Here is a 23,454-nt window from a genome sequence, read left to right as displayed (position 1 = left end):
CCGATCCACGGCGTGTCCACTTCTCGTCCACATGCCCGACGCAACCTTCCTACGCCGCACGTGAGCGAGCGAGGGAGGAGATCGCGAGATGACGACGGACCTGGTCCGGGAACTGAAGACCCTCCGAAAGGGACGGGGCGTGCACACGGGACGGATCGTGGACAAGATCGGCACCGGGATCGCCGTCGCCTGCGGGATCACCAGGGCCGACGGGCCGGGGGCCGCCCGGCAGAAGCTGGTCGTGAGGCTCACCGAGCTGGTCGAGCAGCTCCCGGAGGACCTCCAGCTCGCGGCACGGGCCGCGTTCGGCCTCATCCCCGAGGTCCGGCACCCGCTCTACCAGGAGAGGGTCAGCTGGGTCGCGGCGGAGATCGACCGCGACTCCCGCACGGTGCGCCGCCGCGTCGACGAGGCGGTCGAGCAACTCGCCGAGCTGGCGGCCACGACCACCAGCCGAGTGGACGGGGGCTGGCACACCGCGGAGCTCAGCGTCGCCGTGGTGCTGGACCAGGGGCAGCCGGAGGTGCTGGAGCGCTACCAGATCGTCGTCGACCAGGACGGGGTGGACTCGCTGGATTTCACGTCGGTGTTCCCGGTGCGCCGGCGGGACGTGGACGTGCACCTGCTGTACGGCGGGACCTTGGAGAACCGCGTGGACCGCCCGGGTTTCACGCTCGTCCCGGCCGAGCCGCTGAGGCGCGGTGACACCCACGACTTCACCGTCCGCTACCGGCTGCCGAACCGCGAGGCCATGCACCCGTGTGTGCTGCACGTGCCCAAACGGCCGTGCGAGCTGTTCGACCTGCGAGTCAGGTTCGAACACGACCGCAGGCGGTTCGTGCGGACGTTCGACGGGGTGCTGCAGCGCTCCGACGTGGAGCCGGCCGGGATGCAGCAGGCGGTGGACCGGGCGGGGGAGGTCCACCTGAGGTTCCGGCGGCTGCTGCCCGGCCTGCTCTACGGAGTGAGGTGGGAAGGCTCGGCCGTCTGCTCGGCACGCCGGGCGTCATGACCTGCGGGGCTCGTACCAGGTCTCGCCCGCCGGCTCGCCCGCCATGTTCCACGCCCAAGCCCGCGTCGGCGTGATCCGGCAGTAGAGGCCGGGCCCGACGAGCCCCACCCGCTCGACCGGGTCGTCCGCCGTGCCGTAGACGCGGATCGCGCGGGCCACGAAGGGGGTGAGCGACGGCAGGTCGTCGATCACCAGCGACACCTTGCGGCGGCCCGCGGTGATGTTGCGGAACTTGCGGGTGCGCAGGACCTGCTCGCCCACGCCGCCGACCCAGAAGTGGGTGCCGTCGTACTCGAACGCCAGGGGCACGACGTCGGGCTGGCCGTCCTCGTCGACCGTGGCGAGGCGGGCCAGGGGCTGGGAGCTCAGGTAGGCGAGCTCTTCGTCGGTGAACATGCCACCTATACGAACAGCCGCCGGCGGATTAGACCAGGGATGCTGGTGTGGTGCGCCCACTTGTGCTGCTCGACGTCGACGGCCCGCTCAACCCCTGGGCGGGCACCCCGAAGCCGGCGAACTACCGGCCGTTCGACATCAAGGTCGGGTGGCGGCGCAGGTTGCGCGTCTGGCTCGATCCGGGACACGGTGACCAACTGAAGCGGCTGGCGGAGGAGACCGGCGCCGAGCTGGCGTGGGCGTCGAGCTGGCTGCACCGCGCGAATGCCGAGATCGGGCCGCGGCTGGGGTTGCCGCCGCTCAAGGTGGTCGAGTTCCACGACGCGCACGGCTGGAAGTACCCCGCGGTCGCCCGGTACGCCCACGAACGGCCGCTCGTCTGGTTCGACGACGACTTCGGGCTGCACCCGGCGCGCCGGGAGGAGTTCGTCCACAAGCGACGGCACCTGACCACCGCGCTCATCCACGTCGATCCGGGGACCGGGATCTCGGCGCGGCACCTGGACGAGGCTCGGGAAGCATTCGGCCGCAACCCGTAGGGCGCCGAGAATTCACGGTTGGAGTCGAGAAGGTCTCAACCGGCGCGGTTGGCTTGACAACGAAAGCGATGCGCGCGAATCCTCCGCCTGTGCTGAAGCGAGGGAACGTCACCACGAAACTCATCGGTGTCGGCGCGTTGGTGCTGGCGGTGGCCGCCTGCGGTGCCCCGCCCGCCAAGGAGACGCAGACCGGCGCCGCGGGGACGGCCAAGTCCGCGAGCGAGTTCGGCGGTGTGGACAAGCTGGTCGAGGCCGCCAAGAAGGAGGGCAAGCTCAACGTCATCGCGCTGCCCCCGGACTGGGCGAACTACGGCAAGATCATCGAGGCGTTCGAGGCCAAGTACGGGATCGAGGTCGACTCCGCGCAGCCCGACGCGTCGAGCCAGGAGGAGATCAACGCCGCCAAGCAGCTCAAGGGCAACGACCGCGCGCCGGACGTGTTCGACCTCGGGCTGAACGTGGCGCTGGCCAACAAGGACCTGTTCGCCCCCTACAAGGTCAGCACCTGGGACGACATCCCCGCGGAGCTCAAGGACGCGGACGGCCTGTACTACGGCGACTACGGCGGCTTCATGTCGATCGGCTACGACGCCGCGAAGGTGCCGGCGCCGACCAGCGTGAAGGACCTGCTCAAGCCCGAGTACAAGGGCAAGGTCGCGCTCAACGGCAACCCGACGGAGGCCGGTGCGGCGTTCGCGGGCGTGGTCATGGCCTCGCTCGGCAACGGTGGCTCGGCCGACGACATCGCGCCCGGTGTCGAGTTCTTCAAGCAGCTCAAGCAGGCCGGCAACTTCCAGCCGGTCGACCCGTCGCCCGCGACGATCGAGTCCGGCCAGACGCCGGTCGTCATCGACTGGGACTACACCAACGCCGCCCAGACCGACAAGCTCAAGGGCAAGCTCGACTGGAAGGTCGTCGTCCCGGCCGAGGCGCAGATCGGCGGCTACTACAACCAGGCCGTCAACAAGGACGCGCCGCACCCCGCGGCCGCGCGCCTGTGGCAGGAGTTCCTCTACTCCGACGAGGGCCAGAACCTGTACCTGCAGGGCATGTCCCGCCCGGTGCGCCTCGACAAGATGGGCGACAAGGCGGACAAGGCCGCGAAGGACAAGCTGCCGAAGACCGACGGCAAGCAGGTGTTCCAGACGCAGGCCCAGGCCGACAAGGCCAAGGCCGTCCTGACCGCGACCTGGGCGCAGGCCATCGGATGACCTCGGTCGCTCCCGTAGCGACGACGCCCGGCGGTTCCACCGAGATCAAGGGTGGGGCCGCCGGTCGGCCGTCCGCGGCCGCCTGGCTCGTCGCGGTGCCGTTCCTCGCGTTCGCCGGCACCTTCCTCGTCTACCCCACGGCCCTCGTGCTGGTCGGGGCGTTCCAGGACTCGAACGGCGCGTTCACACTCGCCAACCTCGAGACCCTGTTCACGGGCGTCGTCTTCGACGCCTTCGTGCGCAGCATCGAGCTCTCCGCGCTCACGGCGCTGATCGGCGCGCTCTTCGGCGCGCTGCTCACGTGGGCGATTGCGGTCGGCAACCCGGACGGCGTGCTGCGCCGGGTCGTCGTCGCGGGCAGCGGTGTGCTCGCCCAGTTCGGTGGCGTGCCGCTGGCCTTCGCGTTCCTCGCGACGGTCGGCTTCGAAGGTCTCGTCACGAAGTTCCTGCGTGACAACGCCGGCATCGACCTGTTCGCGGGCAGCGCGTGGTTGTTCGAGCTGCCCGGCCTGACGCTCGTCTACACGTTCTTCCAGATCCCGTTGATGGTCATCGTGTTCCTGCCGGCACTGGACGGGCTGCGGCCGCAGTGGCGCGAGGCGAACGCGAGCCTCGGCGGCACGAGCTGGACCTACTGGCGCCACGTCGGCGGACCGATCCTCACGCCACCGTTCCTCGGCGCGCTGCTGTTGTTGTTCGCCAACGCCTTCAGCGCTTACGCCACGGCCGCCGCCCTCGTCTCGCAGGGCAGCCCGATCGTGCCGCTGCAGATCCGCGGGTTCCTCACCGGCGAGGTCGTGCTGGGGCAGGAGAACCTCGGCAAGGCGCTGGGCCTCGGCATGGTGGTCGTCGTCAGCGTCGCGATGGGTGTCAACGTGCTGCTGCAGCGAAGGGTGGCCAAGTGGGTCCGCTAGTCAGGCAACGCGTCCTGCGCACGGTCGTCCTGCTGGTCCTCGGCGTCTACTTCGTCCTGCCGCTGATCGCGATGGCGGAGTTCTCGACGCGCGGCAGGAACAACACCCGCAGCCTCGCGTCGTGGACTTCCATCGTCGACGACGAAGGCCTCATGGAGGCGCTCGTCAACTCGCTGCTGCTGTCGGTCACGAGCGCGGTGCTGATGCTGGTGCTGCTCGTGCCGACGATGGCGTGGATCCGGTTGCGCCTCCCGCGGCTGCAGCGGCTCGTGGAGTTCCTGTGCCTGCTACCGCTCGCGATTCCCGCGATCGTGCTCGTGGTCGGCATGGCGCCGCTCTACGCGTGGGTGAACTACTTCCTCGGCGACTCGGCGCTGACGCTCACGTTCGCGTACACGATCCTCGTGCTGCCGTTCGCCTACCGCGCGATCGACGCCGGACTCGCCGCGATCGACCTGAAGACGCTCGCCGAAGCCGCGCGCAGCCTCGGGGCGTCGTGGCTCACGGTGCTGTGGAAGGTCGTGATGCCGAACATCCGCGTGGCGCTCATCGGTGCCTCGCTGCTGAGCGTGGCGCTGGTGCTCGGGGAGTTCACCATCGCGTCGCTGCTCAACTTCGACACGCTGCAGGTCCAGGTCAACCTGCTCGGCAAGCGCAACGCGGGCGTCTCGATCGCGGTGTCGCTGCTGTGCCTGGTCTTCGCGTTCGTCCTGCTGTTCGCACTCTCCTATGTCGGCCAGCGGCGCCGTCAGACCGTGGTCGAGGAGTAACAAACACATGGGTCATCTGGAACTCAAGGGGCTGCGCAAGTCCTTCGGCGGCAACATCGCGCTGGACGGGCTCGACCTCGAACTGGCGGAGGGCGAGCTCGTCAGCCTGCTCGGGCCGTCGGGCTGCGGCAAGACGACGGCGCTGCGCATCGTCGCGGGCTTCGAGACCGCCGACTCCGGCACGGTCACGGTGGGCGGCAAGGACATCACGAAGGTCCCGGCCAACAGGCGGGACATGGGCATGGTCTTCCAGGCCTACAGCCTCTTCCCGAACATGACGGCGGCGCAGAACGTCGCGTTCGGCCTCAAGATGCGCAAGGCCGACACGAAGCGCACGGGAGAGCTGCTCGACCTCGTCGGCCTCTCACACCTCGGTGGCCGGTACCCGCACCAGATGTCGGGTGGTCAGCAGCAACGCATCGCACTGGCGCGTGCACTCGCGATCCAGCCGCGCGTGCTGCTGCTCGACGAGCCTCTGTCCGCGCTGGACGCCAAGGTGCGCGTGACGCTGAGGGACGAGATCCGCCGCATCCAGACCGAGCTGGGCATGACGACGTTGTTCGTCACGCACGACCAGGAGGAGGCGCTCGCCGTCTCGGACCGGGTCGGTGTCATGTCGCACGGCAGGCTGGAGCAGCTCGACACCCCGTCCGCGGTCTACCGGCAGCCGGCGACGGCGTTCGTGGCGCAGTTCGTCGGCGTCACGAACTCGGTGGAGGCCAAGGCGGAGGGCCAGACCGTCGTCATCAACGGCGTCACGGTGCCCGCCGAGCACGACCAGCCGTCCGGCAGCGACGTCCGCGTCATCGTGCGGCCGGAGGACATCGGGGTGTCCGGGCACGACGGGGACGCCGATGGCAAGATCGTGGGCGACGTGCTGACCCAGTCGTTCCTCGGGCCGGTCACGCGGATCTCGGTCAGGGTCGGCGACCAGGTGCTGCGCATCGACCAGCCGTCCAACGCCGCCTCCGCGTACCAGCCGGGCACGCGGATCGCACTGGACCTCAGCGAGTCAAGGATCATGGTGGTGCCGGGATGATCAGGAAGCTCCTCGCGCGCGACACGGCGGAGACCCACCGGGTCGCGACGCCGTTGGAGCTGTTGTTCGACCTGAGCTTCGTGGTGGCGGTCGCCCAGGCCGCCGCCTCGCTGCACCACGCCGTCACCGAGAACCACGCCGGTGCCGGGCTGATGGCGTTCTGCATGGCGTTCTTCGCGCTCTGGCTGCCGTGGCTCAACTTCACGTGGTTCTCCAGCGCGTTCGACAACGACGACACGCTGTACCGGATCCTCACGATGGTCCAGATCGCCGGCGTGCTCGTGGTCGCGTCGGGCATCCCGGCCGTCTTCGAACGCCAGGACTACCGCATCGTCGTCGGCGGCTACGTCGTCATCCGGCTCGCGATGGTCGCGCACTGGCTGCGGGCGTCGCGGGACAACCCGGAGCACAGGACCGGCACGCGCCGGTACGCCGGTGGCATCGCCTTCATGCAGGTGCTGTGGGTGTTGTGGGTGCTGGTCGCGCCGCCCGCCCTGCAGGTCCCGCTGTGGGCGCTCTTCATGATCGGTGAGCTGCTGGTGCCGGCCTGGGCCGAGCGGTCGGGGGCCACGACGTGGCACCCGCACCACATCGCCGAACGGCACGGCCTGTTCACCCTGATCGTGCTCGGCGAGTCGATCCTCGCGGCGACGCTCGCGTTCCAGAAGGGCTTCGACAGCGGCGTCAACCTGATCTCGCTCGCCGCGGCGTCGCTCGTCATCGTCTTCTCGGTGTGGTGGATCTACTTCGAGGCGCCGACCCACCTGCACGACCTGAGGAAGGCGTTCCTCTGGGGCTACGCGCACCTCTTCGTCCTCGGCTCGATCGCGGCGCTCGGCGCGGGCCTCGCCGCGTCGGTGGACCACGACCTGCACCTCTCGCACGCGCCGGGGACGACGGTCGCGGCGTTCACGACGGTGCCGCTGGCGGTGTTCCTCCTGTTCGTCTGGTACGTGCAGGACTGCCCCGGGCAGGACGGCCTGCGCAGGTACCTGCTGCCGTTCGGGGCGGTGGCGGTGCTGGCGGCGACGTTCGGGCCGGCGCCGATCCACGTGACGGCGGGGATCGCGCTGGTGCTGGTCGTCGCGACCCGGCTGGTGCGGGGAGCGCCCCAGCGCGTCGAGGTCTGAGGCAGTTCCGCGTCTTCTCCTCGTTCCGGCACGAGGGGTGAAATGATCGTCACCATGACCGGTGTCCGTGAGCTCCGCCTGGTCGTCACCGCCGACGACTACGAAGAAGCCCTGCGTTTCTACCGAGACGTCCTCGGCCTCGAGCAACGGGCGGCGTTCGCGTCCGAGGGCGGCCGGGTCACGATCCTCGAGGCCGGCCGGGCCACGCTCGAGATCACCGATCCGCCGCACGCCGAGTTCATCGACTCCGTCGAGGTGGGCAGGCGCGTTGCGGGGCACATCCGCGTGGCGTTCGAGGTGACCGACGCCGAAGGGGTGACCCGCACGCTGGAGGCGGCCGGGGCCGAGGTGGTCGCGGAACCCACGCGCACGCCGTGGAACTCGCTCAACGCGAGGCTGCGAGCGCCCGCCGGGCTGCAGCTGACGCTGTTCGAGGAGCTGGGCGAGTAGATGACGATCTCCGCTGCCGGTTACCGCGACCTCGCGAACCGGGACGTGCTGGCGTGCGCCGTGGTGACGGTCGCCGCGAAGCTGCCGATGTCGATGACGCCGCTGATGATGGTGTTCCTGACCAGGGGACTGCCCGGCGGGTACGTGCTGGCGGCCTCGCTCGTCGCGGTCTACGTGCTGGGGGAGGTCCTCGGCGCCGCGCTGCTCGGGTTGTTCCTCGACCCGTCCCGGATGCGCGGGCAGCTCTCGGTCGGGCTGGTCGTCGGGGCGGTGGCGTTCACGACGCTGGCGCTGACCCAGAACGTGACGGTGCTGGCGATCGCGGCGTTCGTCGCGGGCGCCGGGCCGTCGACGACGCCGGGCGGGCTGCGGGCGATGCTGCTCGGGCTGGTGCCGGACTCGTTGGTGCCCAAGGCGATGGGCTTCGACGCCATGATCACGCAGGTGGTGTGGGCGGTCGCGCCCGCACTGGTCACCGTGCTGGCGCTGAGCGTCGACCACCGCGCGCCGGTCGTGGTGTCGGTCAGCCTCGTCGTCGTGGCGGCGTGGCTCGTGTTCATCCTGCCGCGCGGGCACGTGACGTCGCGGTCCGGCACGGCGAAGGTGCACGTGGTGGCGTCGGCGTGGCCGATCTACCTCGTCAGCGCGGCGGCTCTGGCGCAGCTCGCGGTGGCGGAGCTGGTGCTGCCCGCGCTGCTGGAGCACCGGGGGATCGGCATCGGCTGGACCGGGCCGCTGCTCACCGGGTTCGCGGCGTGCAGCGCGCTGGGCGCGGTGCTGTACGGGCTCAAGCCGTGGCCGGGCACGTTCCGCACGCAGGGGCTGGTGCTGCTCGTCGTGACGGCGACCTGCGCCGGCGCGCTGGCGCTCTTCCCGAACCTGCCGGGCATCGCGGGCGCGTTGCTCGCGGCCGGGCTGTTCCAGTCCGGTGTGCTGGTGACGCGGAGCCTCGCGCTGCGTGAACGGCTCCCGGTCGGCGCGCACGCGGCAGGGTTCTCGATGATGTACGCGGTGACCGGCGCGGGCTACGGCCTCACGGCGGTCGTCGCCGCGTGGGCGATGGACGTCGGCTCGCCGGTCTGGGCGGTCTTCGGCGGCATCGCCGTCACCCTGGTCCTGACAGCGATCAGCGCGGCTGCCGAACGCCGGCAGCCGCGCTGATCTGGGTGGGAACTCCTACCCGCGGTAGAAGTTGCCCTGGGTCTGCACGTTCAGCTCGTCCGTGCGGAACAGCTTCGCGACGAACGTGCGCGGGTCGCGCATGTCGATGACGTCGAAGCCGCGGCCCATCTCCGAGGAGTAGATGTAGCCGTTGTACCAGTAGGTCGACCACGTGCCGCCGGTCACGCCGTTCGGCATCGCGCCGCGCTCGAAGAAGCCGATCTCACGCGGCTTGTCCGAGTTGGTGAAGTCCCACACCGAGATGCCGCCCTGGTACCAGGACTGCACCATGATGTCCTTGCCGGGCACCGGGATCAGCGAACCGTTGTGCGCGACGCAGTTCTCCGTGTCGCCCTGCATGCGCGGGATCTTGTAGTAGGACCTGAACACCAGCTTGCGGTTCTTGCCCTTGCCCACGATGTCGTAGATGCCGTTGGCACCGCGCGTCGGGCCGATCTTCTCGTTGCAGGTCGCGGCGCCACCGCCACCGAGCTCGTCGGTGAAGACGACCTTGGTGCCGTTGTTGTTGAAGGTGGCCGAGTGCCAGAACGCGAAGTTCGCGTCGTCCTGCACGCGGTTGATCTCGACCAGGTTCTCCCGGTCGGAGATGTCCCACAGGACGCCGTCACCCATGCAGGCGCCGGCCGCGAGGTCGAGCTGCGGGTAGACGGTGATGTCGTGGCAACCGGAGGTCGCGCTGACGTAGCCGGTCTCGATGGTGCCGGTGCGGCCCGCGTTGCCGCCGTCCGGGAACACCACGGGCGCCTTGAGCAGCGAGGCCTGGGCCGGGTTCTTCACCGGGACCTTGACGATCGAGATCTTGTCGTGCGGCGGCTGGCAGTCCGGGAACGTGGCGTTGGGCGAGTAGGACGAGACGTAGAGGTACACGTCCTTCTTGTTCTTGCCCGGGACCAGCGTGTGGGTGTGCGAGCCGCAGGCGGTCTCGACGGCCGCGACGTACTTGGGGGCGGCCTTGTCGCTGATGTCGAAGACCTTGATGCCCTCCCAAGACTCCTTGATCGTCGCGGACTGGGACACGCTGCTGCACGAGTTGTCGCTGCGCGACGAGTCGGTCGACAGGAACAGCAGGTTCCCGTACACCGAGATGTCGTTCTGCGAACCCGGGCACAGGACCTGCGACTTGATCGTCGGCTTCTTCGGGTTGCGGATGTCGTAGACGACGAAGCCGTCGTAGTTGCCGACGAACGCGTAGTTGTCCTGGAACGCGATGTCGGTCTGCGTCGAGCTGAGCGGAGCCTGCTTGTCCAGGTGGGCGACCGGGACCATGTTGCGGCTGCGCGAGATCTCGTCGACGCGGGGGAGACCGTCGACGGCTTCCGCCTGCGCTTCGAGCTGTGCCTCGGTCAGCCCCTTGCCGTCGGCGGGCAGGTCGGGCTCGGCGAGCGCGGGCGCGGTCAACGTCGACAGCGTCAGCGCGAGCGCCCCCAGAACCGCCAACGGCGCTCTGCGCCGCCGGGTCGTTGCGCGTGAAGTCACTGCTGTACCCCCTCGGTACGGGTTGGTGGAGGGGAGTATGACCCTTTCGCCTTGCTAAGGGCCAGCATCTTTCGGAGGGATCTGGATTTGTCCGCACGGGGGAGACCGGACAACGGAGTCGATCGCCTGTTCGACCCGGGTCGTGACCGGGAGCGCCCGTTCGTGGGCGGTCGAACTGTATTGTCCGGGCATGCGCTCTCCGGTTCTGGTCGTCGTGGCGGCGTTCGCCCTGCTGGCAGGCTGTTCCTCGGAGCCGGACGCGGCTCCGGTCATCGCACCGGACACACCCGGCGGGTCGGCGCCGACCGTCGCGCCCTCGGACGTGAGCGCCAGGATCGCGCCGCCGCCGAACGACGCCGACCGCCAGTACGTGGCGATGATGATCGGCCACCACGAGCAGGCGCTCGCGATGACCAGGTTCGCGCCCGACCGCGCCGAGAACGCGACCGTGAAGGGCCTCGCGGACCGCATCCGCTTCAGCCAGGAACCCGAGATCGGCGCCATGAAGCAGTGGCAGCGCACCTTCAACGCGATCGGCACGCACGGCGACCACTCGTCGATGCCGGGCATGGCCACCCAGGACCAGCTCAACGCCCTCGGTGCGGCGCGGGGCAAGGACTTCGACCGGATGTTTCTGGAGCTGATGATCAAACACCACGAGGGTGCGATCAAGATGGCGACGGACGTGCGCGGGGCGGGCACCAACGTCCAGGTCGAGGAGATGGCGGACGACGTGGTGGCCACGCAGTCCGACGAGATCAACCGGATGAAGGCGCTGCTGGCGACCCTGTGAGCCGGGCGAGCACCAGGAAGCGGACGTCCCCTCGCGGGGGAGTGCCGCCTACACCTCGGCGCGCTGCTGCGGCAGCACCAGGTCCTCGGCGTGCTGGAACGTCTCGACGGCGTTGCCCGTGACGTGCCGCGCGATGCCGCGGTTGCGCTTGTGCGCCTCGCGGAACGAGTCGGACGCGACCCAGGCGCGGAAGTGCTCCTCGGACTCGAACTCGTTGACCGACACGTACGGCTGGTCGTCCTTCGTGGGCTTGAGCAGCGTGCTGCGCAGCAGGCCGGGGACGCCGGGCAGGTACGTGCGCATGTTGTCGCGGAAGTGGGCCTCGAACTCCTCTGCCCGGTCGGCAGGGACGAACAGGCGGTTCGTCGCGATGAACATGGGGCCCTCCTGATTCCGACGCTGTGTCGGGAACTATTCCAACTCCGCGTCGGGAAATCAAGCGCGATACGATTCCGGTGTGCCGAGGATCAGCGCAGACACCGTGGCCGAGCACCGCGCCAACCGGCTGCGCGCCCTGCTGGACGCCGGGCGGGACATCGTGGCGACCGGGGGTGCGGAGGCGCTGACGCTCGCGTCGCTCGCCCGGCGCGTGGGCCTGTCGCGGCCGAGCCTCTACGAGTACTTCCGCTCACGTGAGGAACTGGTCGCGGCGATCGTCTCGGACGCGCTGCCGGAGTGGGCGGAGAAGCTGGAGGAGGCGGTCAACGGCGCCGCGTCCGTGCCGGACAAGATCGAGGCGTACCTGCGCGCGGAGCTCGCGATCATCACCGACGGCAGCCACGGGGCCGTGGTGGCCCTGTCCGCGCACGCGCTGCCGGACTCGTCGCGCGAGCAGATCAGGGCCGAGCACGAACGGTTGCTGGCACCGCTGGTCGGTGTCTTCACGACGGCCGGCGTGCAGCGCGCGCACCTGCGGGCGATGCTCGTGCACGCGATGGTCGAGGCGACGTCGCGGATGATCACGCCGGGGCGCACCGAGCACAACGAAGCCGTCATCCAGACGTTGCTCGACCAGGTGGTGCACGGGCTGGACAAGCCCATCAGCTGAAGGGCACCACCTCGCCGTGGCGCACCAGTTCGCCGTAGTGCCGCGGTTCGGCCGGGTTCAGGGCGAGGTCCAGCACCGCGGTCGCGGCCTGGTCCGGGGTCGGGGCGGTGCTGACGTCCCACCACAGCGCGGAAGTCGGCGTGTTGATCATCCCTGGGCACACGGCGGCGATCAGGATGCCTCTCTCGCGGTCCGCGTCTCGCCGTTGGGCGGCCAGGATGCGCACGGCGGCGATCTGACCGATCTTCGACGGGATGTTCACGAAGCCCGGCCACGCCCCGGTGCGCCGGTCCTCGACCTCGTCGCGCCAGCGGGCGACCTGCTCGTCGAGCTCGTCCAAAGTGGACGGATCGGTGAACCTCCTGTGCAGCACCGGGGCCAGGTGGTGCAGGGTGCCGAGCGAGCTCGCGACGACGAGCAGCTTCCCGCCGTCGTTCAGCAACGGGGCGAACGCCCGTAGCAGCCTTGTGGTGCCGTGGTTGTTGACCTGGACGTACTCGCCGATGACCGTGCGCGGGTCGTCGTCGGGGCCGATGCGCATCACGGCGTTGCCGATCACGACGTCGATCCCGCCGTGCCGTTCCGCGATCTGCTCGGCGAGTTCCCGCGCCGCGCCGGGGTCGGCGACGTCGAACAGCGCACCGCGGACCTCGACTCCGCCCCGGGACGCGGCCTCGGCGGAGGCTGCCACGCGGTTCGCGTCGCGGCCGGTGAGGTAGACGGTGCCCGACGGCCCCAGGCGCCGCGCGAGCCCGTGGGCCAGCGCGAGTCCGAGCCCCTGCGTGGCTCCGGTGACCAGTGCGACCGCCACGGGTCAGGCCTTCGCGAGGAGGGTCGCGGAGTACGCCCAAGGGCGGGCGGCGGTGCTGCTGAATCCGATTCGAGTTGAGATCACGCTTGCACGCTAGGCTCGCCGGACGTATGCGGGTAGCGAGAGTTGCTCAATCCAGGTATGCGGAGATGTCATGGCCTTCACGGATGCGTCGCTGGTCGCCCTGAGGGTGTTCCGCGAGGTGGCGGAGCGCGGCACGCTGACCGCGGCGGCGACGGCGCTGGGGTACACGCAGTCGGCGGTCTCGCGGCAGATCGCGGCGCTGGAACGGGCGGCGGGCGTGGAGCTGCTGGAACGGCGGCACGACGGCGTGCGGCTCACCACGGCCGGGCGGCTCGTGCTGCGGCGGGCGGCGGTCGTCGTGGACGAGATCGACGCGGGGACCCGTGAGCTCGCGGGGCTGCCGGACGACGAGAGCACGGTCCGGCTCGGCTGGTTCGCGACGGCGGGCGCGTGGCTGGTCCCCCGGGCGCTGATGGCGCTCGGGCGGACGCATCCGTCGATCACCGTCATCACGCGTGAGGGGAGCACACCGGCGTTGGTGCGCGCGCTGCGTGCGGGAACATTGGACGTTGCACTCATCGCGTCGGCACCGCCGTTCCGCGCGCCTGACGACGAGACGCCCGCGCTGGAGGTCGACACCCTCGTCGAACGCAGCCTGCGCGTGGCTGTCCCGGCCGTGCACCCGTTGGCCCGCAACGACTACATCGACGTCGAGGACCTGCGGGGCCAGCGGTGGATCTCCGGACCCGGCGACCCGTGGGTGATGGGGGTGTGGCCGGGGCTGGGCGAACGGCCGGTCGTCGCGCACACCGCCCGCGACTGGCTGGCGAAGCTGCAGCTCGTCGCGGCCGGGTTCGGCATCACCACGATCCCCGCGTCACTGGTCGCCGTCGCGCCCGCCGGTGTGCGGGTCCTGCCGGTGCGGGGCGGGCCCGCCGAGCAGCGCCGCGTGCTGCTCGCCCGCCTGCCCGGGCCGGTGCCCGAGCCGGTCGCGCGTCTGGCCGCCGCCCTGCGCGCCGTCGTGGTGGAGACCGAGTAGCGGCATCAACCGATCGGTTGATCCAGGTGGAACCCGTCGTTCGATGATCCGGCGCCGTAGTTCTCCGAGGCTGGTCGCATGGCAATCATCGAAGTGCGCGACCTCGGGAAGCGCTACGGACCCCGCGTCGCGGTGGACTCGGTGTCGTTCGAGGTGGCCGAGGGGGAGATCTTCGGCGTCCTGGGGCCGAACGGGGCGGGCAAGACGACGACGGTCGAGTGCGTGGCGGGGCTGCGGACGCCGGACCGGGGCAGCGTCGCGGTGCTGGGGAAGCGGCCGTCCGACGTGCGGGCCGCGATCGGGGTGCAGCTGCAGGCCTCCGAGTTGCCCGAACGGATGCGGGTCGGCGAGGCGCTGTCGCTGTTCTCGTCGTTCTACCCGTCACCGGTCGACTGGTCCGGGCGGTTGGGGCTCACCGAGCACCTCGAGGCGGAGTTCGGGCGGCTGTCCGGTGGGCTGAAGCAGCGGCTGTCGATCGCGCTGGCCCTGATCGGGTCGCCGCGGGTCGCGGTCCTGGACGAGCTGACGACCGGGCTGGACCCGCAGGCGCGCCGCGACACGTGGTCGGTGATCGAGGAGGTGCGGGCGGCCGGTGTGACGATCCTGCTCGTCACGCACTTCATGGAGGAGGCGGAGCGGCTCTGCGACCGGGTGGCGGTCTTCCGCGACGGGCGGATCGTCGCGCTGGACACGCCCTCCGCGCTGGTGTCGCGTGTGGACGGTGCGGCGCGGGTGCGGTTCGTGCCGTCCGATCCCCTGGACCTGTCCGCGCTGCGCGCGCTGCCGGAGGTCACCGACGTGACGTCGGTGGGCGAGCAGCTCGTCGTCAGCGGGTCGCAGGACCTCCTGCACGCGGTGACTTCCTTCCTGGCGCGCAAGCACGTCGTGGCGCGCCGTCTGCGCGTCGACCAGGTCTCGCTGGACGACGCCTACGTCGAGCTGACCGGGGGTAGCGGTGCTGAAGATCGTTGAGGTGGAGGCGCGGCTGTTCCTCCGCGACCGGCTGAACTCGTTGTTCGCCGTGGTGTTCCCGAGCCTGCTCCTGCTCGTGCTGGGGGCGGTCCCGGCGTTGCGGACGCCCGCTCCGGAGTTCGGCGGCCTGCGGTTCATCGACGGCTACCTGTCGTCGCTGATCGTGTTCACGCTGGCGTTCATCGGGTTGCAACGCGTGCCGACGGTCGTGGCGACCTACCGGGAGAAAGGTGTGCTGCGGCGGCTGTCGACCACTCCCATGAGCCCGGCGCGGTTGCTCGTGGGGCAGCTGGTGGTCAACTTCGCCGCAGTGATCTTGTCGGTGCTGCTGACTATCGTGGTGGCGTACGTCGTTTTCGGCGTCGACCTGCCTCACCACCCCCTCGGCCTGGCGTGTGCCGTGGTGCTGGGAGGCGCCGGGACGTTCGCGCTGGGCCTGGTGATCGCCGCACTGGCCCCCACCGCGCGGGCGGCCGGCGGCTGGGCGACGGCGGTGTTCATGCTGCTGATGTTCTTCGGCGGCGTGTACCTGCCGCGGTTCATGCTGCCCACTGCGGTTCAGGTGATCGGTTCGTACACGCCTCCCGGTGTGGAGGCGCTGCACCAGGCGTGGCTCGGCACCGCGCCGGACTGGAGGCATCTCGCGATCATGGGGCTCGTGAGCCTCGTGGCGGGTACCGTCGCGGCCAGAACGTTCCGCTGGGAGTAGCTCGTGGACATGGCCGCGCTGGACAGGTGGGAGCGCAGACTCACCTCGATCGCCCACGTGATCCCGTACTTCGTGCTGACCGTGACCACCGTGGTGTACTCGATCTTCACCACGCACCCGGCCTCGGAGCGCTGGTTCACCTATGGCGTCGTGGCGTTCGGTTACGCGTGGATGGCGTGGTGGTTCACGCTGCATCCCGCGTGGCACAAGCGCACGGAGCTCATGGCCGTGTTCATCGGTGGCATGGTCGTGTTCTACGCGGTGCTGGGCCTGCGCGAACACTGGTTCGGCGCGGTGTCGTTCGCGGTCTACCTCTTCGCGAGCGAGGTCCTGCGCGGCCGTTGGATGTTCTTCGTCGTGGCGATCACCGCCGCGCTGGCGACGCTGTCGTTGTTCGGCGGCTACCCGCCCGAGGGCGCGGAGGCGGCCTTCTGGCTGCTGCTGCTCATCTTCGTGGTGGTGGCGTGCACGTTCACGTACGTCGGCCACGTGACGACCGAGCAGTCCCGCCTGCGCAAGGAACTGCTGGAGGAGAACGAGGGCCTGCACGCCCAGCTCCTCGTGCAGGCGCACGAGGCGGGCGTGCAGGACGAACGCCACCGCCTGGCCGGCGAGATCCACGACACCCTGGCCCAGGGCCTGGCGGGCATCATCACGCAGCTGTCGGCGGCCACCCCCGCCGACTGGGAACGCCGCGTGGCGGTGGCCACCGGCCTGGCCCGCACGAACCTGACCGAGGCCCGCCGCTCCGTGCACGCCCTGCGCCCGCCGGCCCTCGACTCCGCCGCGCTGCACGAGGCGCTGGACGAGGTGGCCGCGGGCTGGTCGGCGCTGAACGGCGTCCCGGTGTCGGTGACGCTGACCGGCTCCGTGCGGGAAACGCACCCGGAGGTGGAGGTCGCGCTGCTGCGCACGGCGCAGGAGGCCCTGGCCAACGTGGCGAAGCACGCCTCGGCCTCACGGGTGGGGCTCACCCTGTCCTACATGGAGGACGTGGTGACGCTCGACGTGCGCGACGACGGCGCGGGGTTCGACCTCGCCGTGCCGTCGTCGGGCTTCGGGCTGCCCGCGATGAGGCACCGGGTGCACCGGCTGTCGGGGGCGTTGTTCGTGGAGTCGGAGCCCGGGGCGGGGACGGCGATCTCGGCTCGGGTGCCGGCGTGAGGTGGTGACCGGGGCAGGCAGCGGCCCGGGCCCGGAGTGGACGTCGAGGTGGGGGTGCGTTGTGAGCGGCTGGCCGGGGTGCGGGAGTGATCGTCTGAGCTGCGAGCCGAGTGCGGCCGGGCGCTTCGGGGTGGTCGCGTGATCCGGCTGGTCGTCGTCGACGACCACCCGGTCGTCAGGGACGGTCTGCGCGGCATGCTCTCGTCGGGCGACTTCGAGGTGGTGGGCGAGGCGGCCTCGGGGGACGAGGCGGTCGCCGTCGTCACGGCCGTGTCGCCGGACGTGGTGCTCATGGATCTGCGCATGCCGGGCTCGGACGGCGTGTCGGCGATCGAACGGCTGCGCGGCCACCCGTGCCGCGTCCTGGTGCTCACCACCTACGACACGGACCGCGACGTGCTGCCGGCCATCAAGGCGGGCGCCACCGGTTACCTGTTGAAGGACACGCCTCGCGACGAGCTGCACCGCGCGATCCGTGCGGCGCACTCGGGCGAGGCCGTGCTGTCGCCCGCGGTGGCCACGAGGCTGCTGGGGCAGGTGCGCAAGCCCGCGCTGGAGCCGTTGTCGGCGCGCGAGCTCGACGTGCTCGCGCTGGTGGCGAAGGGGACCACGAACCGGGCGGTGGCGGCGGCGCTGTTCATCAGCGAGGCGACGGTGAAGACGCACCTGCTGCACGTCTACGCGAAGCTGGGCGTCTCGGACCGCGCGGCGGCCGTCGCGGTGGCGTACGAGCGCGGTCTGCTCGAGGTGGGGCGGCAGTCAGAGGACTGAGGCGCCGGAGAGGCGGCTGACTGCACGGTTGCCGGTGGACGACCTGCACGTCGTCGCCTGCTGCGTGGCGCTCGACGGGGCTGAGGGACCCCCGCGGCGGGACCACTTCGGTTGGTCCCGCCGCTGCGGCAACTCCCCCTTGCCGGTGGCACCCCCCGATGCCACTTCCCTCACCCCTCGTGATGTAGGAACGCGAGCCACTCCCCGAGATACGAGACGTCCCGGACGTCACCCGATCGGAGCAACGGGTCGACCACCGCGTCGCGCGGCACGGTGGCCAGGGCGGCGCTGCCGTCCTCCAGTTCGGCGGTCCCGGCCGGGCTGCGGCCGCCGAGGTCCGATCAGTAGTCGATACGGGTCGCGAGGGACGTCCACGCGGTGAACGGGGCGTTGTCCTCGCCGGTGGAGATCCGGTGCACGGGCAGGTCCCACTCGTCGCGGGACCTGCTGAACAGCTCGTAGAACTCCCGGTCGTCGAAACCGGCCGCCGCCGCGTCGTGGCGGTCGGCGGCGTACACGACCTCGTCCACGCGCGCCCACAGCGCGGCGGACAGGCACAGCGGGCACGGCTCGCACGAGGAGACCAGCGTGCAGCCGGTCAGCTTGAAGTCGCCGAGCGCCCGGCAGGCGGCGCGGATCGCGACGACCTCGGCGTGCGCGGTGGGGTCGAGCGTCGGCGTCACCTGGTTCACACCGGTGGCGATCACCTCGCCGTCCCGGACGATCATCGCGCCGAACGGGCCTCCCCCGGAGGCCACGTTGCGGGTGGCCAGGTCGATGGTGGCGAGCAGATGTGCGTTCACAGCAGGGAGCTCCAGGAGGATCAGGTACCGGTGAGGTGTTCCGGGCGGACCGGGACGCGGGTGAGCGCCAGGCCGGTCGCCGCGCGGATCGCCGCCACGATCGCCGGGGTCGACGAGATGGTGGGCGGTTCGCCGACGCCGCGGATGCCGTACGGGGCGTGGGGGTCGGCGAGCTCGAGCACGTCGATGCTCATCGGCGGCATGTCGAGCACGGTCGGGATGAGGTAGTCGGTGAACGACGGGTTGCGCACCTTGCCGCCGGAGGTCTGGATCTCCTCCATCACCGCGAGGCCGAGGCCCTGGGCGGAGCCGCCCTGGATCTGGCCCACCACGGCCTGCGGGTTCAGCGCCTTGCCCACGTCCTGCGCGCAGTCCAGCGCCACGACGCGCACCAGGCCGAGGTCGACGTCCACGTCGACGACCGCGCGGTGGGCCGCGAAGCCGTACTGGACGTGCGCGTTGCCCTGCCCCGTCTCGGGGTCGATGGCCTCGGTCGCGCGGTGGCGCCACTCGGTGGTCTCGTCGATCACCTCGTCGCCGATGTCGGCGCGGCCGTCCAGACGTGCTTTGACCAGCGCGCACGCGGCCTTCACCGCGCCACCGGTCACGTACGTCTGGCGCGAGGCCGAGGTCGAACCGCCGTTGCCGATGGTGGTGTCCATCGGCAGCACGGTGACGCGCTCGATGCCGAGCTCGGTCCGCACGATCTGCTGCATGATCGTCACCAGGCCCTGGCCGACCTCGCACGCGGCGGTGTGCACCGCGGCGGCCAGCTCGCCGTTGACCATCGAGACGCGCACCCGAGCGGTCGAGTAGTCGTCGTAGCCCTCGGAGAAGCAGATGTTCTTGATGCCGACCGCGTACCCGACACCGCGGACGACGCCCTCGCCGTGCGTGGTGTTCGAGACGCCGCCGGGCAGCTCGCGGATGTCGGTCGAGGTGCCGGCGGGCAACGGCTTGTCCTGCACCAGCTTCAGCAGCTGCGCGACGGGCGCGGCCGAGTCGACCACCTGCCCGGTCGGCATCGTGGAGCCCTCGCTCATGGCGTTGCGGATCCGCACGTCCACGGGGGACATGCCCAGCGCCTCCGCCAGCTTGTCCATCTGGGACTCGTAGGCGAAACCCGCCTGCACAGCGCCGAATCCGCGCATCGCGCCGCACGGCGGGTTGTTCGTGTAGACGCCGTACGCGTCGACCGTGACGTTGTCGACCTCGTACGGCCCGACACCCAGCGTCGCCGCGTTGGCCACGACAGCGGGAGTCGACGAGGCGTAAGCGCCGCCGTCGAGGTACATCTTCGACCGGACGTAGACGAGCTTGCCGGTGCGGTCGGCGCCGTGCTCGTAGTAGAGCACCGCCGGGTGGCGGTGCACGTGGCCGTAGAACGACTCTTCGCGGTTGTAGACCATCTTCACCGGCTTGCCGGTGTGCAGGGCCAGCAGGCAGGCGTGCACCTGCATCGACAGGTCCTCGCGGCCGCCGAACGCGCCGCCGACGCCGGACAGCGTCAGCCGCACCTGCTCCAGCGGCAACCCCAGCGCCGCCGCGACCTGGTCGCGGTCGACGTGCAGCCACTGCGTCGCGATGTAGAGGTCGATCGAGCCGTCGGTCGCCGGCACCGCGAGCCCGGACTCCGGCCCGAGGAACGCCTGGTCCTGCATGCCGACCTCGTAGCGCCCGCTCACGACGACCTCGGCCGTGACGTCCTGCGATCCGCGCCGGATCGGCACGTGCCGCACGAGGTTGCCGCCGGGGTGCAACGGCGTGTCGTCCACGGCCGTCTCCATGTCCACCACGGGTTCCAGCACGTCGTACGTCACGACGATCTTCTTCATCGCCCGCAGCGCGGTCTCGGGGTGGTCGGCGCCGACCAGCGCGACCGGTTCGCCCTGGTAGCGCACGACGTCCACAGCCAGCACCGGCTGGTCCTTGTGCTCCAGGCCGTACAGGTTGCGGCCGGGCACGTCCGAGTGCGTCAGCACCGCGTGCACGCCCGGCACCTTCAACGCCTCGGTGATGTCCACCGACGTGATGCGGGCGTACGGGTGCGGCGAGCGCAGGGTCGCGCCCCAGATCATGTCCTCGTGCCACAGGTCGGACGCGTAGGCGAACTCGCCGCGCACCTTCAGGTTGCCGTCCGGGCGTTGTGGCGACGTCCCGATGCCGCCCGGGACAGCGGACGTGAGTTCGGTGGGGGTGAGGGTCATCGCGCCGCCTCCTGGAGCTTCACGCTGGCCGCGGCGAGGTCACGCGCCAGTTCGTCGGTCGGCGCCGTGAGCAGGACCCCGTCCCGCACCACGACCTCACCGCCCACGATCAACAGTTTCAGCGGCGGGGGAGCGCCCAGCACCAGCGCCGCCACCGGGTCCGCGATCCCCGCGTGGTCGAGTCCCGACAGGTCCCACACGGCGAGGTCCGCGACCTTGCCCGGCTCGATCGAGCCCAGCGAGTCCGCGCGGCCCAGCACCCGCGCGCCGCCCATCGTGCCCATCCACAACGCCTCGCGGGCGTCGAGAGCACCCGGCCCGCCGCGCTGACGTGCCTGGTACAGCGCCGATCGCAGCTCGACGACCAGTCCGCCGTCCTCGTTGGACGCGGCGCCGTCGACGCCGAGCCCGACCGGCGCGCCCGCGTCGAGCAGGTCGCGCACGGGCGCGATCCCGGTGCCCAGCCGGCCGTTGGACGTCGGGCAGTGCGCGGACCCGGTGGAGGTGGCTCCCAGTCGTTTCACCGCGTCGCCGTTGAGGTGCACGGTGTGCGCGAGCCACACGTCCGGTCCCAGCCAGCCGAGCTGCTCGGCGTACTCGGTCGGCGTGCAGCCGTTCTCGGCCAGGCACTGCTCTTCCTCGTCCATCGTCTCGGCGAGGTGCGTGTGCAGCCGGACGCCGTGCCGTCGCGCGAGAGAGGCCGCGCCGGTCATCAGCTCCTTCGACACCGAGAACGGCGAGCAGGGGCCGACGGCGACGCGGACCAGGGCGTCGTCCGCGGTCGAGTGGTGGTCGCCGATGGCCCGCTCGGTCGCGATCAGCGCGGCCTCGGTCTCCTCCACCAGGTTGTCCGGCGGCAGCCCGCCCTGGGACTCGCCGCGGTCCATCGATCCGCGGATCGCCTCCAGCCGGATCCCGATCCGCCGCCCCGCCGACACGAGCGCGTCGAACACGTCACCGCCGCCGGAGGGGAAGACGTAGTGGTGGTCGGCGGCGAGCGTGCAGCCCGTCAACGCCAGCTTGGCCAGGCCCGCGGACGCCGCCGCGTGCGTCACGGTGTCGTCGAGCCCGCGCCACACCGGGTAGAGGGTGGTCAGCCACTCGAACAGCGTGGCGTCGGTCGCGAGCCCGCGCGTCGCCCACTGGTAGAGGTGGTGGTGGGTGTTGATCAAACCTGGGGTGACGAGGCACGACGACGCGTCGACGTACGTGTGCGACTCGGAGGGCCGTGGGGCGGGACCGGACGCGACGGAGGAGATCCGCCCGTTCTCGACCACCACGTGCCCGGACGCGTGCTCCGTTCCGGCCTCGTCCACAGTGGACACCGCACAGCGGTCCAGGACGATCATCGGCGCGACGCCGCCAGCCGCACGGCGTCCAGGACCTTCTCGTACCCGGTGCAGCGGCACAGGTTCCCGGCGAGCGCCTCGCGGATCTCCGGGTCGGACGGGTTCGGCACGCGGTCGAGCAGGTCGTGCGCCTGGACGACGAGACCGGGCGTGCAGAAGCCGCACTGCACCGCGCCCGCCTCGACGAACGCCTCCTGCACGGGGTCGAGCCGGTCGCCCTCGGCGAGCCCCTCGACCGTGCGCACCTCGCGGTCCTGCGCCTGCCCGGCCGCGACCAGGCACGCGCACACCGGCACGTCGTCGAGGTAGACCGTGCACGAACCGCACTCGCCCTGCTCGCAGGCGTTCTTCGACCCGGGCAGCCCGAGCCGTTCGCGCAGCACGAACAGCAGCGACTCGCCCTCCCACACGTCGTCGGCCTGGCGTTGCTCGCCGTTGACCGTCACGTTCACGCGCATGCCCGCTCCCCGTCGAGAAGTTCCTGCCAGGCCCAGCCCAGCGTCCTGCGTGCCATCACTGCCAAAGCGTGCTTGCGGTACGCCGCCGAGCCGCGCACGTCGTCGATCGGCGACGCGGCCCGCGAGACCAGTTCCCCGAACTCGCGCTTCACCGAGTCCGGCAACGGCTTCGGGTCGCGGAAGTCCAGCGCCGACGCCAGGAACCGCTCCGCCTCCGGCGCCCGCCGCGGCGTCGGGGCGGCCGACCCGACCGCCGCGCCGACGCGGTTCTCCCGCGGGAACAGCGAGATCGCGAACGAGCACACCGCGATCACCATGGCGTTGCGCGTGCCGACCTTCGAGAACTGCTGCGGCCCCCGGGCAGGCGTGAGGTGCACCGCCACGATCAGTTCGTCCTGCTCCAGGGCGTTGCGCTTCACGCCCAGGTAGAACTCGGCGGCCGGGATCATCCGCGTGCCGCGCACGGACGCCACCTCGATGACCGCGTCCGACGCCAGCAGCACCGGGTGGGTGTCCCCGGCAGGGGAGGCGGCGCCCAGGTTGCCGCCGACCGTGCCGCGGTTGCGGATCTGCGGCGACCCGACCGTGCGCGAGGCCATCGCGAGGCCGGGCAGCCTCGCGCCGAGCTCGTCGATGATGCGCGCGTACGGCACGCCGGCACCGATCCGCAGCCCCTCCTCCCACCGCTGCAACTCGGGGACGCGGGTCAGGTCGAGCAGGGCCGAGGGCCTGCGGTGGTCGAAGTTGAGCTCCACCATCACGTCGGTGCCGCCGGCGATCGGCAGGGCGTCCGGCCGCGAGGCCTTGAGCTCCAACGCCTCCGCGAGCGTTTCCGGTCGAAGGAAGTCCATCGTCAGCTACCTCGGTAGGTGGAGTAGGCGAACGGCGACAGCAGCAGCGGCACGTGGTAGTGCTGCGCCGGGTCGGAGTAGTCGAAGGTGAGCACGACCTCGGGGAAGAACGGCGCGGCCCGCGCGGTGTCGAACACCAGCCGGTAGACCCCGGCCTCCAGGCCCTCGCCCCATCCGGTGATCCGTCCGTCGGCGTTCGTCTCGGCGCTCGCCACCTCTGTCCCGTCGCGGCGCTGCAGCGACACGGCGATGCCCGTGAACGGCTTGCCGCGCGCCGCGTCCAGCACGTGCGTGGAGATCGTCACACGCCCTCCCATCCGGTTGTGACCCAGTACA

Annotated in this window: 26 protein-coding genes; 16 read left to right on the top strand and 10 right to left on the bottom strand. The window is 70.8% G+C overall.

Features of this window, described 5'->3' with window-relative positions:
- The first annotated feature begins 88 nt into the window (after positions 1-88).
- A complete protein-coding gene (locus BLQ91_RS32910; protein ID WP_090103272.1) occupies positions 89-1,012 on the top strand; it encodes a hypothetical protein in 924 nt (307 codons plus the stop codon).
- Here the strand turns inward: BLQ91_RS32910 and BLQ91_RS32905 are convergent.
- Positions 1,007-1,408: a PPOX class F420-dependent oxidoreductase gene (locus BLQ91_RS32905; RefSeq protein ID WP_090103270.1), complete on the bottom strand. Its 402-nt coding sequence runs from the start codon at positions 1,406-1,408 to the stop codon at positions 1,007-1,009. The genes BLQ91_RS32910 and BLQ91_RS32905 overlap by 6 nt on opposite strands.
- Positions 1,409-1,455: 47 nt before the next feature.
- Here BLQ91_RS32905 and BLQ91_RS32900 point away from each other — a divergent pair, with 47 nt between their 5' ends.
- The 8 genes from BLQ91_RS32900 to BLQ91_RS32865 all read left to right on the top strand — a co-directional run bounded on the left by BLQ91_RS32900 (position 1,456) and on the right by BLQ91_RS32865 (position 8,622).
- Positions 1,456-1,947 (top strand): HAD domain-containing protein, encoded by a 492-nt coding sequence (locus BLQ91_RS32900; protein WP_090103268.1) that lies wholly within the window; start codon positions 1,456-1,458, stop codon positions 1,945-1,947.
- An 89-nt stretch (positions 1,948-2,036) separates the two neighbouring features.
- A complete protein-coding gene (locus tag BLQ91_RS32895) occupies positions 2,037-3,158 on the top strand; it encodes an ABC transporter substrate-binding protein (RefSeq protein WP_245734001.1) in 1,122 nt (373 codons plus the stop codon).
- Positions 3,155-4,072 carry an ABC transporter permease gene (locus BLQ91_RS32890; protein WP_245733999.1) on the top strand — a complete coding sequence of 306 codons (918 nt, stop codon included), beginning with the start codon at positions 3,155-3,157 and terminating at the stop codon, positions 4,070-4,072. Before BLQ91_RS32895 ends, BLQ91_RS32890 begins: the two co-directional genes overlap by 4 nt.
- Positions 4,060-4,842, top strand: coding sequence for an ABC transporter permease (locus BLQ91_RS32885; protein ID WP_245733997.1), 783 nt, complete (start codon positions 4,060-4,062; stop codon positions 4,840-4,842). The genes BLQ91_RS32890 and BLQ91_RS32885 overlap by 13 nt, the downstream gene beginning before the upstream one ends.
- Before the next feature lie 7 nt (positions 4,843-4,849).
- Complete coding sequence (locus tag BLQ91_RS32880) at positions 4,850-5,881, top strand: ABC transporter ATP-binding protein (RefSeq protein ID WP_090103264.1); 1,032 nt, start codon at positions 4,850-4,852, stop codon at positions 5,879-5,881.
- Positions 5,878-7,011, top strand: coding sequence for a low temperature requirement protein A (locus BLQ91_RS32875; RefSeq protein WP_090103262.1), 1,134 nt, complete (start codon positions 5,878-5,880; stop codon positions 7,009-7,011). Before BLQ91_RS32880 ends, BLQ91_RS32875 begins: the two co-directional genes overlap by 4 nt.
- A 54-nt stretch (positions 7,012-7,065) precedes the next feature.
- Positions 7,066-7,461, top strand: a complete 396-nt coding sequence (locus BLQ91_RS32870; RefSeq protein WP_090103362.1) for a VOC family protein — start codon at positions 7,066-7,068, stop codon at positions 7,459-7,461.
- A complete protein-coding gene (locus BLQ91_RS32865) occupies positions 7,462-8,622 on the top strand; it encodes an MFS transporter (protein WP_090103260.1) in 1,161 nt (386 codons plus the stop codon).
- Between the two features lie 15 nt (positions 8,623-8,637).
- Here the strand turns inward: BLQ91_RS32865 and BLQ91_RS32860 are convergent, their stop codons facing one another.
- Positions 8,638-9,909: an LVIVD repeat-containing protein gene (locus BLQ91_RS32860; RefSeq protein ID WP_090103360.1), complete on the bottom strand. Its 1,272-nt coding sequence runs from the start codon at positions 9,907-9,909 to the stop codon at positions 8,638-8,640.
- A gap of 400 nt (positions 9,910-10,309) precedes the next feature.
- On the opposite strand from BLQ91_RS32860, the gene BLQ91_RS32855 reads away from it, so the two are divergent.
- Complete coding sequence (locus BLQ91_RS32855; RefSeq protein WP_090103258.1) at positions 10,310-10,912, top strand: DUF305 domain-containing protein; 603 nt, start codon at positions 10,310-10,312, stop codon at positions 10,910-10,912.
- A gap of 48 nt (positions 10,913-10,960) precedes the next feature.
- Here the strand turns inward: BLQ91_RS32855 and BLQ91_RS32850 are convergent, their stop codons facing one another.
- Positions 10,961-11,290 (bottom strand): antibiotic biosynthesis monooxygenase family protein, encoded by a 330-nt coding sequence (locus BLQ91_RS32850; RefSeq protein ID WP_090103257.1) that lies wholly within the window; start codon positions 11,288-11,290, stop codon positions 10,961-10,963.
- Between the two features lie 79 nt (positions 11,291-11,369).
- On the opposite strand from BLQ91_RS32850, the gene BLQ91_RS32845 reads away from it, so the two are divergent.
- Complete coding sequence (locus BLQ91_RS32845; RefSeq protein ID WP_090103256.1) at positions 11,370-11,960, top strand: TetR/AcrR family transcriptional regulator; 591 nt, start codon at positions 11,370-11,372, stop codon at positions 11,958-11,960.
- On the opposite strand, the gene BLQ91_RS32840 is transcribed toward BLQ91_RS32845, so the two are convergent.
- The gene (locus BLQ91_RS32840) at positions 11,953-12,771 is read right to left on the bottom strand and encodes an SDR family NAD(P)-dependent oxidoreductase (protein ID WP_090103254.1); all 819 of its coding nucleotides are present in this window, start codon (positions 12,769-12,771) and stop codon (positions 11,953-11,955) included. The genes BLQ91_RS32845 and BLQ91_RS32840 overlap by 8 nt on opposite strands.
- 154 nt (positions 12,772-12,925) lie before the next feature.
- Here BLQ91_RS32840 and BLQ91_RS32835 point away from each other — a divergent pair, with 154 nt between their 5' ends.
- From BLQ91_RS32835 to BLQ91_RS32815, 5 genes are all read left to right on the top strand, one after another.
- Positions 12,926-13,834 carry a LysR family transcriptional regulator gene (locus tag BLQ91_RS32835; RefSeq protein WP_090103251.1) on the top strand — a complete coding sequence of 303 codons (909 nt, stop codon included), beginning with the start codon at positions 12,926-12,928 and terminating at the stop codon, positions 13,832-13,834.
- Between the two features lie 78 nt (positions 13,835-13,912).
- Entirely contained in the window at positions 13,913-14,806 is an 894-nt protein-coding gene (locus BLQ91_RS32830) for an ABC transporter ATP-binding protein (protein WP_090103249.1), read from the top strand.
- Positions 14,790-15,515 (top strand): ABC transporter permease, encoded by a 726-nt coding sequence (locus tag BLQ91_RS32825; protein ID WP_090103247.1) that lies wholly within the window; start codon positions 14,790-14,792, stop codon positions 15,513-15,515. Before BLQ91_RS32830 ends, BLQ91_RS32825 begins: the two co-directional genes overlap by 17 nt.
- 9 nt (positions 15,516-15,524) lie before the next feature.
- Positions 15,525-16,679, top strand: a complete 1,155-nt coding sequence (locus tag BLQ91_RS32820; RefSeq protein WP_090103245.1) for a sensor histidine kinase — start codon at positions 15,525-15,527, stop codon at positions 16,677-16,679.
- 138 nt (positions 16,680-16,817) lie between these two features.
- On the top strand, positions 16,818-17,450 hold the full coding sequence (locus tag BLQ91_RS32815; protein ID WP_090103243.1) for a response regulator: 633 nt from the start codon (positions 16,818-16,820) through the stop codon (positions 17,448-17,450).
- Between the two features lie 341 nt (positions 17,451-17,791).
- Here BLQ91_RS32815 and BLQ91_RS32810 read toward each other — a convergent pair whose 3' ends face one another.
- Genes BLQ91_RS32810 through uraH form a run of 6 tightly spaced genes read right to left on the bottom strand, consistent with a single transcriptional unit; the run spans position 17,792 to position 23,435 of the window.
- Positions 17,792-18,253, bottom strand: a complete 462-nt coding sequence (locus BLQ91_RS32810) for a nucleoside deaminase (protein WP_245733995.1) — start codon at positions 18,251-18,253, stop codon at positions 17,792-17,794.
- A 20-nt stretch (positions 18,254-18,273) separates the two neighbouring features.
- Entirely contained in the window at positions 18,274-20,460 is a 2,187-nt protein-coding gene (locus tag BLQ91_RS32805) for a xanthine dehydrogenase family protein molybdopterin-binding subunit (RefSeq protein WP_090103241.1), read from the bottom strand.
- A complete protein-coding gene (locus BLQ91_RS32800; protein ID WP_090103239.1) occupies positions 20,457-21,809 on the bottom strand; it encodes an 8-oxoguanine deaminase in 1,353 nt (450 codons plus the stop codon). Before BLQ91_RS32800 ends, BLQ91_RS32805 begins: the two co-directional genes overlap by 4 nt.
- Positions 21,806-22,267, bottom strand: coding sequence for a (2Fe-2S)-binding protein (locus BLQ91_RS32795; RefSeq protein ID WP_090103237.1), 462 nt, complete (start codon positions 22,265-22,267; stop codon positions 21,806-21,808). Before BLQ91_RS32795 ends, BLQ91_RS32800 begins: the two co-directional genes overlap by 4 nt.
- Positions 22,258-23,118, bottom strand: coding sequence for an FAD binding domain-containing protein (locus BLQ91_RS32790; protein ID WP_090103234.1), 861 nt, complete (start codon positions 23,116-23,118; stop codon positions 22,258-22,260). The genes BLQ91_RS32795 and BLQ91_RS32790 overlap by 10 nt, the downstream gene beginning before the upstream one ends.
- Positions 23,119-23,120: 2 nt before the next feature.
- Positions 23,121-23,435, bottom strand: a complete 315-nt coding sequence (gene uraH / locus BLQ91_RS32785) for a hydroxyisourate hydrolase (RefSeq protein ID WP_090103232.1) — start codon at positions 23,433-23,435, stop codon at positions 23,121-23,123.
- Between the last annotated feature and the right edge of the window lie 19 nt (positions 23,436-23,454).

The sequence above is a fragment of the Lentzea jiangxiensis genome, assembly GCF_900104175.1.
GTDB lineage: Bacteria > Actinomycetota > Actinomycetes > Mycobacteriales > Pseudonocardiaceae > Lentzea > Lentzea jiangxiensis.
This window is presented reverse-complemented; position numbering and strand designations above follow the sequence as displayed.